Origin of the sequence: Pseudoalteromonas sp. 1_2015MBL_MicDiv, from assembly GCF_002407505.1 — a bacterium.
Lineage (GTDB): Bacteria > Pseudomonadota > Gammaproteobacteria > Enterobacterales > Alteromonadaceae > Pseudoalteromonas > Pseudoalteromonas fuliginea.
The window spans coordinates 202,265-219,383 of record NZ_CP012738.1 but is presented as its reverse complement, the minus strand read 5'-3'; the positions used below and the strand labels follow the sequence as shown (position 1 = coordinate 219,383).

Below are 17,119 nucleotides of genomic sequence, written 5' to 3'. Positions count from 1 at the left end.
GCTGCATCGCCTTTTTTGCCCATTAAACAACCAATTTGTACACAAATCCCAGGGGGACTTAAAAACACCTCTATAAATAACACTGCAGAGCTATGTTAACTGTGCGGTTATCACTACTGCATTAAATAAGTGTTTTACTATAGCGCCACTAAAATAGCGCAATAACAAAGCTGACATTATAATGTATTGATCATTGAGCTTAAGCTAATTAAGTAGCTTAAACTGTATCTATGAAATTCAATTGAATTTTCTTTTCACAAATTTACTGAACAGATACCAACTTTAAACACTACCAATTATTCGCTTAGCTATTGAACATCGTCCGCTTTATGTTTTACTTCTCTTTATTCGCTTTTACATTTTGTGCTTGCTCAAATATTTCTTTGTACACTTCGTCGTGGCTAATTGGCGGATACTTAAATTTAGCCAGTATTAAAATAAGCTCTACTCTTAGTGATGATTTAATATCTTCGCGGTGGTTCCAATCAACAAATTTAACTTTGTCGTCCACTATTACTTTTACCGCTTGGGCGAGCTCAATCAACTTATCTTCGGGGTAGTCAAAGTCGTATTTAACCGCGAGCATTTTTAATGCGTCGTAAAAGCCTTTTTCTTCAATATCAATACCTAGCTCGTCGCCGGCGTTCATTTCGTCGCGTACGCTGTAAATCATATTAACCATAGTGTCTGAAAACTCATCAAGTACGTTACTTACCAATATGTCATCATCTTTTCGCTCGTTATAGCGCTGTACCAGCGATTCAAAGCGTTTAGTAAAGTCGATACCTTGGGTTTGGTTTACTTTTTTAAGCTCGCCTATGGCTTTAGCTAACATTTGTTGCAGTATTTTTATTTTGGTATTGGGGAGTTTTATTTTTTCTATTTTGGCGATGTAGTCGTCATTAAAAATATCAATTTCGCCGCCGTCTTCATTGCCGAGTTTAAATACCTCTTCGACACCGTCGCTTTGTAGGGCTTCGGCTATCATTTCACGTACTTTGGCGTTCATTTGCGCGGTATCGGGCGCTTCGCCTTTGGTTAGCTTGTAAATAATAGAGCGAATAGCGAGGTAAAAGTGAATGTGGTTACGCTCGTTTTCGTTAATTTTTTCACTACCACAACATACATCGTAAGCGGCTTTTAAACGTTTAACTAAATCCATAAAGCGTTTTCGGCGCTTTTCGGTAATAAGCGCAAACTCGGCTGCGTGGTTTAAACAATTAAGCTGTGCAACGGCTTCGCCGGTAAAGTACGCGCGGCTGTCAAACTTATGAAATAACTGAGCAAGTAACGCTAAGTGATTTTTTACTTCGATAACCGAGGCGGTAATGTCTTCAAAGTTGGTTTCGTCTGTTTTTGAATACTGCGCTAACGCTTTATTCATTTCAGATTTAATACCAATGTAATCGACTACCAAGCCTTTATTTTTACCTTCAAACTGGCGATTAACCCGCGAAATAGTTTGTATTAAGCTGTGCTTTTGCAGTGGCTTATCTATGTACATGGTGTCTAAAAATGGCACATCAAAACCGGTTAGCCACATATCGACCACTATGGCTATTTTAAAGTTTGAATGTTTGTTTTTAAATTGCTTATCAAGCTCTTTACGTTCGTCTTTACTGCCCAGTAAATTATATAAGTGTGCGACGTCGTCTTTACCACGGGTCATCACCATTTTTACTTTTTCAGAAGGGGCTGCAATACGGCCTTCGCTAATAGCACGCTTTCGCTCGGTATCCGATAAGTTTTGCGCGTTGTCCTGCTCGTTTAAAGAGTCGACTACATCAAACCAATCTGGACGTAATTCTTCTAATTCTTGATACAACTGATAAGCAATATCACGCGAGCTACACACAAACATTGCCTTGCCGGCAACCGTTGAGCATTCTTCAACACGTTTTTCGTAGTGCTGTACAAAATCTTTTGCTAACACTTTAATACGATCAGGGTCGCCTAAAATGCTATTCATGTTCGCAGTGGCTTTTTTACTGTCTTCTATTTGCAGCTCGTTACTGCCTGCATCGGCGCATTCTTTGTAATAAGCTTCAATTTCTGCCAGCTTGCTATTGTTTAAACACACCTTAGCGGCGCGCCCTTCGTAAACAATGCGTACGGTTATTTCATCTTTGACTGATTCGGTCATAGTATACGAGTCAACTACTTCACCAAACACATCTAAAGTCGCGTCTACTGGTGTGCCAGTAAAACCAACATAAGTGGCGTTTGGCAATGAGTCATGCAGGTATTTTGCAAAACCAAAGGTTTTTCTCACTCCGGCATTTGGGCCTTTGTCGGTAATAGTAATTTTTTGATCGAGATTAACTTGGCTACGATGCGCCTCATCAGAGATACAAATAACGTTAGTGCGCTCGGTTAAAAGCGCAGTGTCTTCGGTGAACTTATGAATGGTAGTTAAAAATACACCGCCGCTGTTACGGCCTTTTAATAGCTCACGCAAGTGAGTACGGCTGGTGACTGTTTTTACCGTGTCATCGCCAATGTAGGTTTTAGCATTACCAAACTGCTGCGAGAGTTGATCGTCTAAATCGGTTCGGTCGGTAATTAAAATAATGGTCGGGCTTTTAAGTTCAACGCTTTTCATTAATAAGCGTGTTAAAAATTGCATGGTGTAACTTTTACCACACCCCGTTGCGCCAAAGTACGTACCGCCTTTACCATCGCCTTGTGGCTTTAAATGCAGCTTTATATTTTCGAACAACTTATTAGCCGCATAATATTGCGGGTAACGCGGCACAATTTTTTTCTCTTTTTTGCACGCACTTTTATTATCAGAATCAGGGAAAAACACAAAATTGCGCATTACATCGCGCAGGCGCGCTTTATCAAACAAACCCTGCAATAAGGTATGTAACGAGTTAATGCCCTCTTGCGCTGTTAGCTCTTGCCCCGTTACTTTACCCCACGAGTAAAAAAACTGATACGGCGCAAATAAGTTACCCATTTTATTATTTACGCCATCGCTTATAACGCACAAGGTATTAAATACAAACAACTGAGGAATAGCGCGTTTGTAGCGCACAGTTAGTTGCTCAAACGCTTCAAAAATAGGGGCTTGCTCGCGTATCGCGCTTTTAAATTCAAACACCACCAATGGCAAGCCATTCACATATAAAATGCCATCGGGAATACGCAGTTCAATATTGTCGTAGCTTGTGGGGCTCTGTATTTCTAACTGGGTAACAAAGCGGTAAATGTTGTCGTCTTGCAGGTAAGTAACGCTCGCTTCATTTACATTATCGAAAGCAGCCATAGCACTGCCTGCTATTAAGCTGCTTTTAATGCCTTGCTCAACGTTATCGTAATCGAGTAATTGAATATATAAATCTTTTTGAGACTGGCTCTTCGCCGCATCACTACTTTGACCACTTAACATGTCTCTTTTATGTAAAAAACCATCACTTAGCCAGTTACAAAAGGTTTTATTGCTCTCGTATAGATCACTGTCAGGGAGTTTTTCGAGCTTTGCAATAATCGAGTCTACTTCACCCGTGGTAATATTATTTTTAGCGTAACGCTTGGTTAAAAAAGCACATAAGTCTTCTTTAATTAATACTTCGCTATTATTGCGGGTGAGCTGCCCGCCCAATAAATGCGGATAGCCTTGTTCGGCTAATAACTCGACTACCGCTTGTTCTAATCTGGCTTCAGTAAATTTCATCTATTTAGCACCGTCCGCTGGTTTATTCATGTTAGTTATTATTTTTTAAACTTTTATTCTTAGCTACAATGCGGGAAGTATTCTCGCAACAACTTCAGCATATTTCGTTTTTGCTTAAACTTCTTAGCCAATGTAGTAATCATTTCATATAATAGCGTGCAGTCGGCATTTTTGTCTTTTAAGCTTTTTTCTATTTTAATTAATAAATTAGTTGCTTCACGATAAGCGTCATTATTGGTTTGTCCAATTATGTTACTAAGTGATTTGTGATACAAGTCAATCGACTCTTGTGGGTATTGCGCCATAATTAAACCAGCCAACGTTATCAATTGACTCGACTTAACCTCATGTTTTGCAGCCCATGAACGTGCTTTTTCAATGTCATTTTGATCAATATAAAAATCCAGTAACTCGCACGGATAATTAGTAAAGCGATAAGCCCCTTGGTTTGATTTAGCCCCTTGTTCTGACAAAGAAAGCAATAGCTGCTCTACCTTTTGCGCAAACTGCGCATCAATTATGCCGGTTTTTTGTTGCAATGCGTGTAAATCTTTAAAGCCATTAAAACTCGGATTATCTACAAATAGCTGCCACGCGATTGCCCATGCAGCTTTAAATTCTGACAATTCAAGGCGAATGTCTATCTCATCACGTTTACATGCAAGCACTTCATACGGCTTACTTGCCCGTTGATACGCTTGCTTTAAATAGTACTCGGCATCTAACAGCTCATTACGGTCTTTGCAAAGCGCACTTATTTTTAAATAATCCGACGAGTCATGGGCTGTTAGTTTAATTAAACGCAGTTGCGCTTGCCAATCATCCTGCGCTTGCGCGTGCTCTATTAATACCGAGGTAAGGCGTGCAAGCGCGCTTTTTTGTCTCCAATCATCAAAGTCAACGCCCGCATGTAGTCGCTTTTCTATTGCAGTTGTACACAGTGCTAAAAACAAGGTGTTTACATTGGGTGTTATACCAAAGTCATGCGGCACACTCGGGAATACATCGTACTTGTAGTCTTCAAAGTGTTCAAAAATCCACTGCGCTTTTTGCTCATCAGACCAAGGCTGTTGATTAAAAAGCTCGCTCAGGTTTTGGTTAAGCTGCCCTTCTAAATCAAAGCGAAAGCCGCCGGAGTCATCAATTTCTTCAAGTACGGTGTTTAAGCGCACCAAGGCTTTAAAATTCAACTGTCATTGCTGATCAACGGGCAGTTTTTCTATCGCAGGAAATATCATTTCAAACAGTGAGTCAGCATCAACAAAATAGCTACGTACTTCATTCCAGCCCCATACTGATTTTTTAGGCAAGGCTTTAGTGATAAGTTTGCTTAGCTCACCTGTACTCATAGCTTGCTTGTCGTTTGACATCATAAATACCCATTTATCGTATTCATGCTCTGACTCATCTAAAAAACCCATGATTATATCGGTAAGTTCATTAGCCGGTTTATCTAAAAACCACGCCATTAATGCCCCGCGTTCGTTGCCTTGTGTTGTAGCATCGGCGTTTGCATTGGCTAATTCAGCAGCAGATAAACTGTTTACTTTGAGCGCCACGGCAATGGCATGTTTACATACCTCTTGATAATCGGCTGCGGGGCACGTACAGCTTGCCACGCATTGCGCACCTGCTATATTTTCTAAGGTGACTTTGTATTTATACTGCCCCGCCACGCTCGCCATTGCTTGATCACCCACAATAAGTAACTTACTGACATTATTTGATGCGTACAAACCATAACCCAAATCGTAAGTTTTGCTGGCCACGCGTTGCTTTATTTCATTTAAATCAAACATACTAATTCTTATTCACTCATTGTGTTAATTGGCAAAGCACGTAAGTCTTCTTTAATTAATACATCGCTATTATTGCGGTTGAGCTGACCGCCCAATAAATGCGGGTAGCCTTGCTCGCCTAATAGCTCAACCACCGCTTGTTCTAATTTGGCTTCAGTAAATTTCATCAAACATCCTTATTCTTGTTATTTTAAATGGTTAAGTGCTTAGCCTATGTATTAATATACTGTTTCATCGTCGGTGGCTACATCAGGTATTTGTAGTTCACCAGAGATGAGTTTGGGGAGTAACGTATTTCTTAAACTTTCAAGTTGGTTGATATTTAATTTGTTGAAATTTATCTTGTTAAAATAATCCTCGATTACTCTGTCAAACCTATAAAGAACTTCTACTGAAGGAAAAAGTAGCTCTAAGCTATTAAGTACTTTAGTTGTCATGCTTGGTACAGCTGACCCTACATTCATTGCTGCAAAGTCTAAAGCTTTCAAGTGGTAAAACATAAACTTTGCAACCTTTGGTACTTTAGGGATCGTGTAAAACATAGTATCAACAGTCCAAAATGAGCCATTTATATGCATAATATTACTCAAAGTGCCTTTCCTAGGGATAAGTACAGACTCCCCCTCATACAAAAAACTTTCTGCATAACGCATAAGTCCGCCCGAGCCGTAAACAGGATACTTTCCATCATCTAATTTTTTGTGATCTTTACCATATTTAACTTCAAGTAAATCACTTAGATATTTTTGCTTCCAGCCTTTTGGTATCCAGCCTAGTTGTTCGTTGTGTTCGAACTCATTGGGGAAGTGGGCGTGGGTGCTGGCGTGTTGCTCTAATATTTTAGGATTGGCGCTAAAGTTTGGTTTAACGGGTGTTTCAGCGGCTTTTTCTGATACTTGCTCTGCTGATTGTGTTGCTTCTTTTGTCGGTAACTGTGCTTGTAATTCGTGAGCGAGCGCAATGAGTGAGGCTTTGCATTGTGCCACATATTCCAAACTGTCCAGTGCCACTAAGCGGCGCTGTGCTTTTTGTTTTAGCTCGTCAGGCAGACTAGTTTCAAGGTTTTCTAATTTAAAATCAGCGCTCGCAAGGAGATTGTCGAACACAGGATCAAAATCAACAAACCAGCTTTTAAATAACGCCTGTGCCATTTGTTCTAAGGTTTGGTTAGTTTTTTGGTTTACTTCTAATTTACTTGCTAATACAGATAATATTTTCGCAGATTGTTTTTCATGTTTAGGTAACCTTGGAATCATCAATGCCTTTAAAACGGGGATTCTAACATTACTGACTGTTGTCCCCGTGCCTTCATTCCATGATATTTGATGTTGTACATAAGGTGACTGTAATGCCCAAAACAAATACTCACCGCATATCTCATTTCGTGGGCGAAGTAAAACTTGCCTTTGGCCTAAACAACACTTTAACCCTTCTGGAATTATACAAACTTCTCCCATAGGAGCTTCGCGAGTAATTACAATATCACCAGCTCGTGGGACCGCACGCTTAACTCTTTTTTGATAATCTTCTTCATTAGTAAAGCTTGGGTTACTTAAATCAAGTACTCCATTTTTTATATTTTGGTTCCTTAGAACTATAATTCCTGAATCTGTCCATTTGGGTGTTGAGTGGGGACAATCCACTACGAGCTCACATAAAGATTCTAAAGTCTCAGTATTAAGCTCCATAACCCAGTGCCTCCACGTTTTTACGGATTGCTTTATCAAGCTCATCGCTTTGGTTCATTTCGCTATAAAAGCGTTGGCTAAGTGCGAATTGTTTATATTTATTATTTTTCATTGTTTAACACCTGCCAATATCCGTCTTTGTTTGCGCCGATCCGCTTGATTACGTTATGGTCTTTTAACCACTTAATATGACGTTCAACCGTTGCAGTGCCTACTTTAAGCTGCTTAGCAAATACTTTTGTAGACAATGAAGGCGAGTGCTTAATGCACGTTAACAATGGCTGAATATTTTTGGGAATAATAGTTTGATGGTTTATTCCATCATTTACTCCATCATTTATTCCATCATTTATTCCATCATTTATTCCATCATTTATTCCATCATTTATTCCATCAGTCGTTACTACTGCTTCATTACTGTCGCGTATTTTTCTTGGAAACTCCCAATCGGTAAAATCACCTGACTCAGAGAATACAGGTAAACCGATGTTTGCCTTGACGCAATACTCTTTTATTCTTTGTATACCGCTGCCCCATTGCTCAACTAAATCCAGCTCCTTAAACACTCTTGCAATCACCGTATTACGGATTTCAGAACGCCCTTTTAACGCATCATGAATAGTTAGCCCATGTGGTAAACCGCCTGGCGATACAATATTAAGAATATCATCGTAAATACCTATTTTTATATCTCGTCCAAAATTGCTGTAATCTCGATGCATTACTGCATTGAGTAATGCCTCTCGAATTGCTGGAAAGGGGATCTCAAAGGTATCAGTACGCTGCAGCCCCAGTACCTCTGCGCGTAAATGAAGATGATTTTTTATAAATAGTTCTGCGTTTTCTATTTGCTGAAATAGATCACCCGTGTACTCTTTTTTATCTAAAAAGATAGACATGGTAGTGCCTTTAAATCGGCTACATTTTATTTCTACATGCTCATAAAAGCCCAGTAAAATTAGCAAGCCATGTGTGGGGTAAAGCATATTATTATCGTTTTTGACCAGCTTTAAACTTAATAATTTTTCTGGCGTTAATGGTTTACCATGTGCTGCAAAACGCTGTTGAAGTGGCGTTAAATCAAGGGTTGATAAATCCACTTCATAGTTAATAAGTGAGTCAAAGCTAATATGGTTACGTTGACGTTCAAGCTCTATCACTTGCGCCTGACTGACTACGCGATTAGTCGCACCAATACGTTGATAACAACCCAGCTCTTTGCCTTTACTCTTTAAATAATAAGGGAGTAATGCTCCGCGCTGCACTTCTATTACTAATAACTCAACCCCGTTAATATTCTCTATATAAATATTAGGTAATAGCGTAGGCGCAACTAGTTCATGCATTGTTGAACTAATTTTATCCATTAATTCAAATAGATCAAAATGTTGCAAACCTATTAGAGTTCTATTATCAGAAACGCCTATAACCAGCTTTCCACCCGCAGAGTTGGCAAAAGAGATAATGCTTTTAACCCACTCTTTACTGGTTGGTAATTGCACTTTAAATTCTAAATTTTTGCTTTCACCTTTTTCTATATCAAGCAATAAAGGGTGTTTATTTTCCATTACATCGCTCTCTATAATTATGCGTTTCCACGATTCTGAGGGTCGCTTTACCAAGCCCTAATAAAAACTGTTGTAGGTTATTTATAATACCTTGCTCAACGGGTTGTTTATTTTTACTTGAGAGTAAACGCTCGTAGTAAAGCGTACCAATTTGGCGCTCTAACGCGCGCGCCGACCAATTTTGTAAAATGGCTTCATCTCGATACCAGTTGCGCGCAGTTGAACTATCAACCCGTAATAGGGTGCGATAATGCGTCCAGCTCAATTCGAGACGCACTGCGTCTCGTTTTTCAAAGGCGAGATAAAAACGGCGCATATTACGCAGGTTGGTTATGTCAAACCCCTTACCGTAGTCTGTGGTGAGTTGCAGCGATAGCCGTTTTAATGTTGCTTTGCAATAGGCTGCACGTGTTTCACCGCCTTGCTCATCTTCTACAATTAAGCGCCCTATTTGCCAATACGCTTGTAACATGGCGGTATTTACGGTTTGTTTAACTTGCCCACGGGCTTGTTCAACAATGCGGCGAATATCAACTAATAAGAGCTCGTTTTGAGTCGATGGGTGTTCTTTACTGTTAGTCATTACGTTCTTCACTATCGCGTTTTTCACCAAAACGCTCTTCGCCATAGCCTAAGGCCTGTAAATTTTTACGAATAGCGTTATCAAGTTCATCAGCTTGATTCATTTGGCTGTAAAGGGTTTGGCTAAGCTCGCTCATTTTGGTCTCAAACGGGATGCCATCGTCTGCAATGTCAGCAGCGCCGACATAGCGCCCTGGGGTAAGTACATAGTCGTTGGCTTTTATATCCGCAAGGGTGGCTGATTTACAATAACCGGCGATATCTGCATATTCTTGCACTTTATTTGCGCTTTGCTCTTTACCTGCGCTTTCTCGCTCGGTACTTGCAGTAGTTAGCTCTTCGCCACGCCAAATATGGTAGGTTTGTGTAATTTTTGCAATGTCGTCGTTGGTGAGTTCTTTTAAGGTACGGTTAACCATAGAGCCCATTTCGCGGGCATCTATAAATAGCGTTTCGCCTTGGCGGTCACGGCGCTTTAGTAGGCCTTTTTCGTTATTACCGCGTTTATCTTTACTTATAAACCATAAACACACCGGAATTTGCGTGGTGTAAAACAGCTGCCCGGGTAGGGCTATCATACAATCGACTAAATCGTTTTCGATTATTTTTTGGCGAATATCGCCCTCGCCACTGGTATTTGAACTCATTGAGCCATTAGCGAGTACAAAGCCTGCCGTGCCATGCTCGCTGAGTTTTGAGATCATATGCATGATCCACGCATAGTTGGCATTACCGGTAGGCGGTGTTGGGTAGCCTGCCCAGCGGGCATCGTCAACTAATTCGTTATCGGCGCGCCACTGTTTTTGGTTAAACGGCGGGTTTGCCATTATGTAATCGGCTTTTAGGTCAGGGTGTTGATCTTTAAAAAAGGTATCGCCTGCTATATCGCCTAAATTGCCCGAAATACCGCGCACGGCGAGGTTCATTTTAGCCAGTTTATAGGTGGTGTTAGTGTATTCTTGCCCATAAATAGACACATTTTTTTGATTGCCGTTATGGCTATTAATAAACTTAAGCGATTGCACAAAGATACCGCCCGAGCCACAACAGGGGTCGTAAATTTTACCTTCAAATGGTTCAATCATATCGGCTATTAGGGTAACAATTGACTTTGGCGTATAGAACTCGCCTCCACCTTTACCTTCAGATGCGGCAAATTTACCTAAAAAATATTCGTAAACACGGCCAACTAAGTCTTCTTCTGTTTTTTCGTTTTGGTTGGCAATAGTGTCGATATTATTGATGGTGTCGATTAACGCCGAGAGCTTACTGGCATCAAGCCCTAAGCGTGAAAAGTAGTTATCTGGCAACGCGCCCGCGAGTGATTTATTGTTTTTTTCAACGCCGTGCAGGGCGGTATCTATTTTTACAGCGATATCGCCTTGCTTGGCGTTGGCTTGAATGTATGACCAGCGGGCGTCTTCTGGTAGGTAAAACACGTTATCCATTGCGTAAAAGTCGACCATGTCGATGTATTCATCGCCGTGCTCAGCAATAATGGCTTTTTGACGTACTTCAAACTTATCACTAATAAATTTAAGAAAGATTAAGCTTAAAACAATGTGTTTATATTCGGCTGATTCAACACTGCCACGTAGTTTATTGGCGGCATCCCAAAGCGATTCTTCAAACCCGACTTGTGCTTGTTTTGTGGTTTTTTTAGCAACTTTTTTAGTAGCGGGCTTTGTGGCGGTTTTTTTAGGTGCGGTTTCCATAGCTATCTCAGACCAGAATATCAATACAAATTATTGAGTTATCATACCGTAAAGAGCGCGAATTATTGAGACTTAATTAAAAATATATGAGGGGATATTTATTAGGGCGTGTTGATCTTTGTGGATTGAAATTTGTTCAATCTAGGGGCGATTAAATCGCGGCGCGAGGTTTGTAACCTAGTGGGCTAAGTAAAAACCGAGCAACAAAGAGTTTATCGTCCCTAGAAAGAACCCAAAGGGCAGCGCATGTTTGGTATTTATGCTGCGTTATCGCCTATTTATGGGGAATAACCACACTACATAGGCTCTGCCTTGCCTAAAAACCAAACATACAGCTGCAAACTCACCCACCAAAGATCAACACGCCCTAGTCATAATACGTAATATGCGAGCAGTTTGGTTGTTGCGACAGTGTCGCAACTTTCGCTTCGTAACCCATTACACATAAAAACCAATTAATAAACTAACTCGTTAACCTGACATATTTTTCAGCCAGTTCGTCTATATTTTCACGATGGGCTGGGTCGGGCTTTATGCAGTCAATTGGGCATACGCTGACACAGGTTGGTTTGTCGTAGTGGCCTACACATTCAGTGCATTTTGCGGGGTCTATTTGGTAAATTTTAGCGCCCATGTAAATGGCTTCGTTAGGGCATTCTGGATCGCACATGTCGCAGTTAATACATTTGCTGTTAATTAGTAAAGCCACTCTCTAACCTCTAGTACTTCTAGCATAAATTTGCAGCCGTAAATTATGCATTTTATTCTGCGTTTTCTTGTTGATCTCAATCAATAAAAATTACATTCGGTAACTCGCATTCAATCATTAACTTTATAACTAAAAATGGACACTATAATATCCATTACGCTCATAAAAAAGCAATTTTTGGACACAGTAATGCCCAATCAAGTTCGCGAGGTTCTATTATTAATTATTTATTATTAAGCGAGGGTGATGTCCAGCTAGCCTTTGCTGAGCACCTAAAAGAACGTCGCAAAAAAGCAAAAATGTCACGCGAGGCGTTAGCTAAAAAAAGCACAGTACCGGCTTCTACAATAAAAAAGTTTGAGGTTATAGGGCTTATTTCGTTTAGGCAGCTATTGCTTTTGTGGCAAACACTCGACGATTTAACTCGTTTATATGACTTAACAAAAGCGCCAACTCAAGGCAAGAATGCGCCAACGCCTATTGATCAGGAATTAAACAATGGCCTTTATTAAACCCATAGAAAAGCTAGAAGTAAAACGTACACTGTCAGACTCAACAGAGTTAATGGTGGGTGTACTTGCTCAAAATAGGCAAGGTGTTTACTTTCAGTTCGACCAAAGTTATTTAGACACATATGGTAATCTTTCGCCATTCTCACTCGCCTTCAATAGAGATGTTCAGTTAGCTTCAATAGAGATGTTCAGTTAGCACCCAAAAGCCCACATAATGGATTGCATGGGGTCTTTTCTGATTGTTTACCTGATGAGTGGGGGTTATACCAATTCCAATAAATAGCTGATCTATTTTACTTGCTAAAACAACCCATTTCTTTGTTGTAAATTTCGCAAATGGAACAACCAATTACATCAATTTACGCCTAGAACTGAATTGTTTTTTCGGCGTAAAATTTAGATCTCATACTTAATGGAATTGGTATTACTACTACAGGATCGTGTATTCAGACAAAATAATATAATGCCTAACTTTGTGACCCAAATGGACCGCTATCTTTTGTTGGCCATTTAGCTATGGGCATTATCGTTTACACCTGAAACTCATTATGATGGCACAAATGACGATGACGCTGGTCTTGCTACATTGGGTCAACAAGCCCAAGCAATATTTGACGGGCAGACAGAAAAAGTACTTTCTGCGTTAGTGGCTGCTGGCAGCTCCGGCGGTGCACGCCCTAAAGCTCAAATTTATTTTCCTGACAATAATATACAAGAATGTAGGACAAAACCTAAAACAGGCGATGATGCTTGGTTAATCAAATTCACATCCAAAAACCTCGCTTTAGGACATGAGAAAGGGTTATGTGAAGCTGTGTATTTGGATTTAGCTGAACAAGCGGGATTAAACCCACCTCAACGATTACTGGTACCCGCCCCAGAAGGGACCGGTGCAAAGCAATGGCTTGCCTTAAAGCGATTCGATAGGTTTAAATTAACGGGTGATAAAATGGGCTGCAAACATATGCATAGTTCATGTGGCTTGCTAGATGCTGATTTTCGTACACTTACATTAGATTATGAGGATTTAATTAAAGCGAGCCGTGTTTTATGCAAATCACCTGCTGCGGGGCAATTACAATTTCGTCGGGCTATGTTTAATTTATTTAGCTGTAACCAAGACGACCACAGTAAAAAATGGGCTTTTTTACAAGAAGATTCTGGTGAGTGGGATTTAGCGCCTTTTTATGATGTCACTTTTAGTCCTCACCCTTTTAACGAGCATGCTACTTCGTTTGCTGGATTTGGAAAAAATCCGCCACTAAAAGCGATTCAAAAGCTGGCCTCTGCAGCAGGTTATGCAAACTGGAAACAAGTACAAGTTATAATATCTGAAATAGCAGAGATTATTTTAAACTTTAAATACACCGCTAAAACACTCGACGTAAATAAAAAACGATTAGCTTAATAGAGCAACAGCTTAATAATACGTACGCCATGAATAAGCATTTAACGGGTAGTTAAAATAGATTATGAAGTAACACCAAAATACCGATTTTTGGTGTTACTTATACCCCTTAAACTGCTTGTTTAAACGGATTGCGGGTATCTTGGTTTTCATCTAGGTTACGCATTAAAATAGCGTGCGCTAAGTTAACGCCCTCATCTAGCGGTATTTTTACAATGTGACCAGAGCCTTTAGCATCGCTAATACTTTCGCCTTTTTTGTTTTGCATGTATTCAAGCACAAAACTAATATTTCCCTTTGGCGTCATTAGCTCTAAAGAGTGGCCTGTGCAAAATTTATTTTTAACGTCTATTTCAACTAATCCATTTTCGCAGCGCCCAAGTACTTCACCCACAAATTGCTGCTTAGTTGATACAGAGTGACCATACTCGTAATTTTGATATTCTTGATGGGCATGGCGTTTTAAAAAGCCTTCGGTATAGCCACGATGTGCTAAGTTTTCAAGCGTCTTAAATAATTTAGTATCGAATGGTTTACCTGAAGCTGCATCGTCTATTGCTTTGCGATAAACTTGTGCTGTGCGCGCCACATAATAAAATGACTTAGTACGCCCTTCTATTTTTAAACTATGTACACCCATTTTTGTGAGCTGCTCTACGTATTGCACAGCGCGTAAATCTTTGGAGTTCATAATATACGTGCCGTGTTCATCCTCAAACGCAGGCATGTATTCGCCAGGGCGGCCTTGCTCTTCTAACATAAATACATCGTTACTCGGCGTCCCTTCTCCCAATGTAGGAATAACCTGTTTGGGATCAATTTTATGCACCATTTCGCCGGTTTCGTTCTCAACACCTGGTTTTACATCGTAATCCCAGCGGCATGCATTGGTACAGGTACCTTGGTTTGGGTCGCGTTTGTTTATATAACCAGAGAGCAAACAACGCCCAGAATACGCCATGCATAATGCACCATGTACAAACACCTCAAGCTCAGTATTTGGGCAAAGCGTGCGTATTTCTTTTATTTCTTCAAGCGAGAGCTCGCGAGATAAAATAACCCGCTCAATGCCCTGCTTCGCCCAAAACTGCACACTTGCAAAGTTAACGGCGTTTGCTTGCACCGATAAGTGAATAGGCATCGCCGGCCATTTTTCACGAACCAGCATGATCAAACCAGGATCTGACATAATCAGCGCATCGGGTTTCATTGCTATAACTGGCTCTATATCACGTAAATACGATTTTACTTTCGCGTTATGCGGCGCAATATTAGACACCACATAAAACTTTTTATTTTGCGCATGTGCTTCACTAATACCAATTTGCAGCGTGTCTAGGTCAAACTCATTATTGCGCACACGCAAACTATAGCGGGGTTGCCCCGCATAAACCGCATCTGCGCCATAAGCAAACGCGTAGCGCATGTTTTTTAAAGTGCCTGCAGGGCATAATAGTTCAGGAGTAAAAGGCGTTGAAGAAATAATGGGTGACATGTGCGCTCCATACATCGAACCGAGTATAAGTCGGTTGCATGATTAATTAATTTACGAGCGCGGCATTATAAATCCGCCAAGCATTGTGCTTTTGATCAAGATCACAAAACTGCAATCAAACTGGTTTTTAATAAAATTAGGATTTTTCACTTAAAACGCGTATAATTCGCGCCCGTTAATATTCACACTTTTACTTAAAATTATTGGAGCATAAAGATGGCTTTAGAGCGTACTTTCTCAATCGTAAAACCTGATGCAGTTGCTAAAAACCACATTGGCGCTATCTACAACCGTTTCGAATCTGCTGGCCTTAAAATCGTTGCAGCTAAAATGGTTCACCTTTCACAAGAGAAAGCTGAAGGTTTCTACGCAGAACATAGCGAACGTCCTTTCTTCGGTGCTTTAGTATCTTTCATGACATCTGGTCCAGTAATGGTTACCGTTCTTGAAGGCGAAAACGCTGTTCTTAAAAACCGTGAAATCATGGGTGCTACTAACCCTGCTGAAGCACTAGCTGGTACTTTACGTGCAGACTACGCTGATAGCATCGACGAAAATGCTGTTCACGGTTCTGATGCTGTTGAATCTGCTGCTCGCGAAATCGCGTACTTCTTCGCTGACGAAGAGCTTTGTTCACGTACTCGTTAATTCGAATTCGTTAACATATTGAAAAGGGCTTTCGGGCCCTTTTTTAGTCATTACGTAAAGTATTAATCAGTAAACTAATAATGTTTTACTTAATGATTAAAGTGAGTGAATTGTGTACAATTCGTCCTCGTAAATTTTATCTCCACCGTCACCGATTGAGGTTGTTTCATGACCGAGCAAAAAAAGATTAACTTATTAGATTTAAACCGAGATGCAATGCGCGAGCTATTTGCATCGTTCGGTGAAAAACCGTTTCGTAGTGACCAGGTGATGAAATGGATTTATCATTTTGGCGTAGATAACTTCGACGAAATGACCAACGTAAATAAAAAGCTTAAAGAAAAGCTTAAAGCTGAGTGCGAAATTGTTGCACCAGAAATCACCGTTCGCCAACAAGCAAGCGACGGTACTATTAAGTACGCACTTATTCTTGAAGGCGGCCAAGAAGTAGAAGCTGTTTGGATCCCTGAAAAAGAACGCGCTACTTTATGTGTATCATCACAAGTTGGTTGTGCGCTTGAATGTACTTTTTGTTCTACTGCTCAACAAGGCTTTAACCGTAACTTAAAAGTATCTGAAATCATTGGCCAAGTTTGGCGTGTAGCTAAAGATATAGGCCTTGATGGCCATAGCGAAAAGCGCCCAGTAACTAACGTTGTGATGATGGGTATGGGTGAGCCTTTACTTAATCTTAAAAACGTAGTGCCAGCAATGGAACTAATGATGGACGATTGGGGCTTTGGTTTATCTAAGCGCCGCGTAACATTAAGTACGTCAGGCGTTGTACCTGCACTTGATTTACTAAAAGAGAAAATTGACGTAGCACTGGCTATTTCATTGCATGCACCAGATAACGCACTGCGTGACATTTTAGTGCCCGTTAATAAAAAGTACCCTATTGAAGAATTTTTAGCCGCGTGTCGTCGTTATATCGACGGTTCAAAAGCTAATAAAGACGTAACCGTTGAATACGTTATGCTTAACGGTATTAACGACAGCACCGATCAGGCGCATGCACTCGTGCAAACGTTAAAAGGCACACCATCTAAAGTAAACCTTATTCCGTTTAACCCGTTCCCAGGTAATGAGTACACTCGCTCAAGTAACAGCCGTATTGATCGCTTTTCAAAGGTATTACAAGCAGCCGGCGTTACCTGTATTGTTCGTCGTACTCGAGGGGACGATATTGATGCAGCTTGTGGACAATTAGTGGGTGATGTAGTGGATCGTACTAAGCGCTTAGCTAAAAAGAAAATGCGTGATGATAATGCGATTACTGTAAACATTCATCAAGCATAACTTTTAGTAAAATACTT

Annotated in this window: 15 protein-coding genes and 1 pseudogene; 5 read left to right on the top strand and 11 right to left on the bottom strand. The window is 40.4% G+C overall.

What is annotated here, in order from left to right; all coding sequences use genetic code 11:
* Window positions 1–334: 334 nt before the first annotated feature.
* The 10 genes from AOR04_RS18475 to AOR04_RS18440 form a co-directional block, all read right to left on the bottom strand.
* Window positions 335–3,679, bottom strand: coding sequence for a type I restriction endonuclease subunit R (locus AOR04_RS18475; protein ID WP_096794261.1), 3,345 nt, complete (start codon window positions 3,677–3,679; stop codon window positions 335–337).
* A gap of 59 nt (window positions 3,680–3,738) precedes the next feature.
* A complete protein-coding gene (locus AOR04_RS18470) occupies window positions 3,739–4,869 on the bottom strand; it encodes a hypothetical protein (RefSeq protein ID WP_096794260.1) in 1,131 nt (376 codons plus the stop codon).
* Between the two features lie 3 nt (window positions 4,870–4,872).
* Window positions 4,873–5,478: an SWIM zinc finger family protein gene (locus AOR04_RS18465; RefSeq protein WP_096794259.1), complete on the bottom strand. Its 606-nt coding sequence runs from the start codon at window positions 5,476–5,478 to the stop codon at window positions 4,873–4,875.
* 8 nt (window positions 5,479–5,486) lie between these two features.
* Entirely contained in the window at window positions 5,487–5,645 is a 159-nt protein-coding gene (locus AOR04_RS21655; protein WP_157770567.1) for a hypothetical protein, read from the bottom strand.
* Window positions 5,646–5,696: 51 nt separating this feature from the next.
* The gene (locus AOR04_RS21650) at window positions 5,697–7,166 is read right to left on the bottom strand and encodes a restriction endonuclease subunit S (protein ID WP_157770566.1); all 1,470 of its coding nucleotides are present in this window, start codon (window positions 7,164–7,166) and stop codon (window positions 5,697–5,699) included.
* On the bottom strand, window positions 7,156–7,278 hold the full coding sequence (locus AOR04_RS22045; protein ID WP_257790463.1) for a hypothetical protein: 123 nt from the start codon (window positions 7,276–7,278) through the stop codon (window positions 7,156–7,158). Before AOR04_RS22045 ends, AOR04_RS21650 begins: the two co-directional genes overlap by 11 nt.
* Window positions 7,268–8,734, bottom strand: a complete 1,467-nt coding sequence (locus tag AOR04_RS18455) for an ATP-binding protein (protein ID WP_096794258.1) — start codon at window positions 8,732–8,734, stop codon at window positions 7,268–7,270. The genes AOR04_RS22045 and AOR04_RS18455 overlap by 11 nt, the downstream gene beginning before the upstream one ends.
* Window positions 8,724–9,317, bottom strand: coding sequence for a DUF1016 N-terminal domain-containing protein (locus tag AOR04_RS18450; RefSeq protein ID WP_232525562.1), 594 nt, complete (start codon window positions 9,315–9,317; stop codon window positions 8,724–8,726). The genes AOR04_RS18455 and AOR04_RS18450 overlap by 11 nt, the downstream gene beginning before the upstream one ends.
* Window positions 9,310–11,031, bottom strand: a complete 1,722-nt coding sequence (locus AOR04_RS18445; protein ID WP_096794257.1) for a type I restriction-modification system subunit M — start codon at window positions 11,029–11,031, stop codon at window positions 9,310–9,312. Before AOR04_RS18445 ends, AOR04_RS18450 begins: the two co-directional genes overlap by 8 nt.
* Window positions 11,032–11,494: 463 nt before the next feature.
* Complete coding sequence (locus tag AOR04_RS18440; RefSeq protein WP_096794256.1) at window positions 11,495–11,740, bottom strand: YfhL family 4Fe-4S dicluster ferredoxin; 246 nt, start codon at window positions 11,738–11,740, stop codon at window positions 11,495–11,497.
* Window positions 11,741–11,958: 218 nt separating this feature from the next.
* Here AOR04_RS18440 and AOR04_RS18435 point away from each other — a divergent pair, with 218 nt between their 5' ends.
* The 3 genes and pseudogenes from AOR04_RS18435 to AOR04_RS18425 all read left to right on the top strand — a co-directional run.
* Entirely contained in the window at window positions 11,959–12,252 is a 294-nt protein-coding gene (locus AOR04_RS18435; RefSeq protein ID WP_096794255.1) for a helix-turn-helix domain-containing protein, read from the top strand.
* Window positions 12,239–12,448, top strand: a complete 210-nt coding sequence (locus AOR04_RS18430; protein WP_096794254.1) for a hypothetical protein — start codon at window positions 12,239–12,241, stop codon at window positions 12,446–12,448. Before AOR04_RS18435 ends, AOR04_RS18430 begins: the two co-directional genes overlap by 14 nt.
* Window positions 12,449–12,676: 228 nt before the next feature.
* Window positions 12,677–13,716, top strand: a pseudogene (locus AOR04_RS18425) (type II toxin-antitoxin system HipA family toxin); the annotation flags it as partial.
* A gap of 53 nt (window positions 13,717–13,769) precedes the next feature.
* Here the strand turns inward: AOR04_RS18425 and trhP are convergent.
* Window positions 13,770–15,155: a prephenate-dependent tRNA uridine(34) hydroxylase TrhP gene (gene trhP, locus AOR04_RS18420; RefSeq protein WP_096794253.1), complete on the bottom strand. Its 1,386-nt coding sequence runs from the start codon at window positions 15,153–15,155 to the stop codon at window positions 13,770–13,772.
* Between the two features lie 216 nt (window positions 15,156–15,371).
* Here trhP and ndk point away from each other — a divergent pair, with 216 nt between their 5' ends.
* Window positions 15,372–15,803, top strand: a complete 432-nt coding sequence (gene ndk, locus AOR04_RS18415) for a nucleoside-diphosphate kinase (RefSeq protein ID WP_007377442.1) — start codon at window positions 15,372–15,374, stop codon at window positions 15,801–15,803.
* A gap of 168 nt (window positions 15,804–15,971) precedes the next feature.
* Window positions 15,972–17,102 carry a bifunctional tRNA (adenosine(37)-C2)-methyltransferase TrmG/ribosomal RNA large subunit methyltransferase RlmN gene (locus AOR04_RS18410; RefSeq protein WP_008139552.1) on the top strand — a complete coding sequence of 377 codons (1,131 nt, stop codon included), beginning with the start codon at window positions 15,972–15,974 and terminating at the stop codon, window positions 17,100–17,102.
* Window positions 17,103–17,119 lie beyond the last annotated feature (17 nt).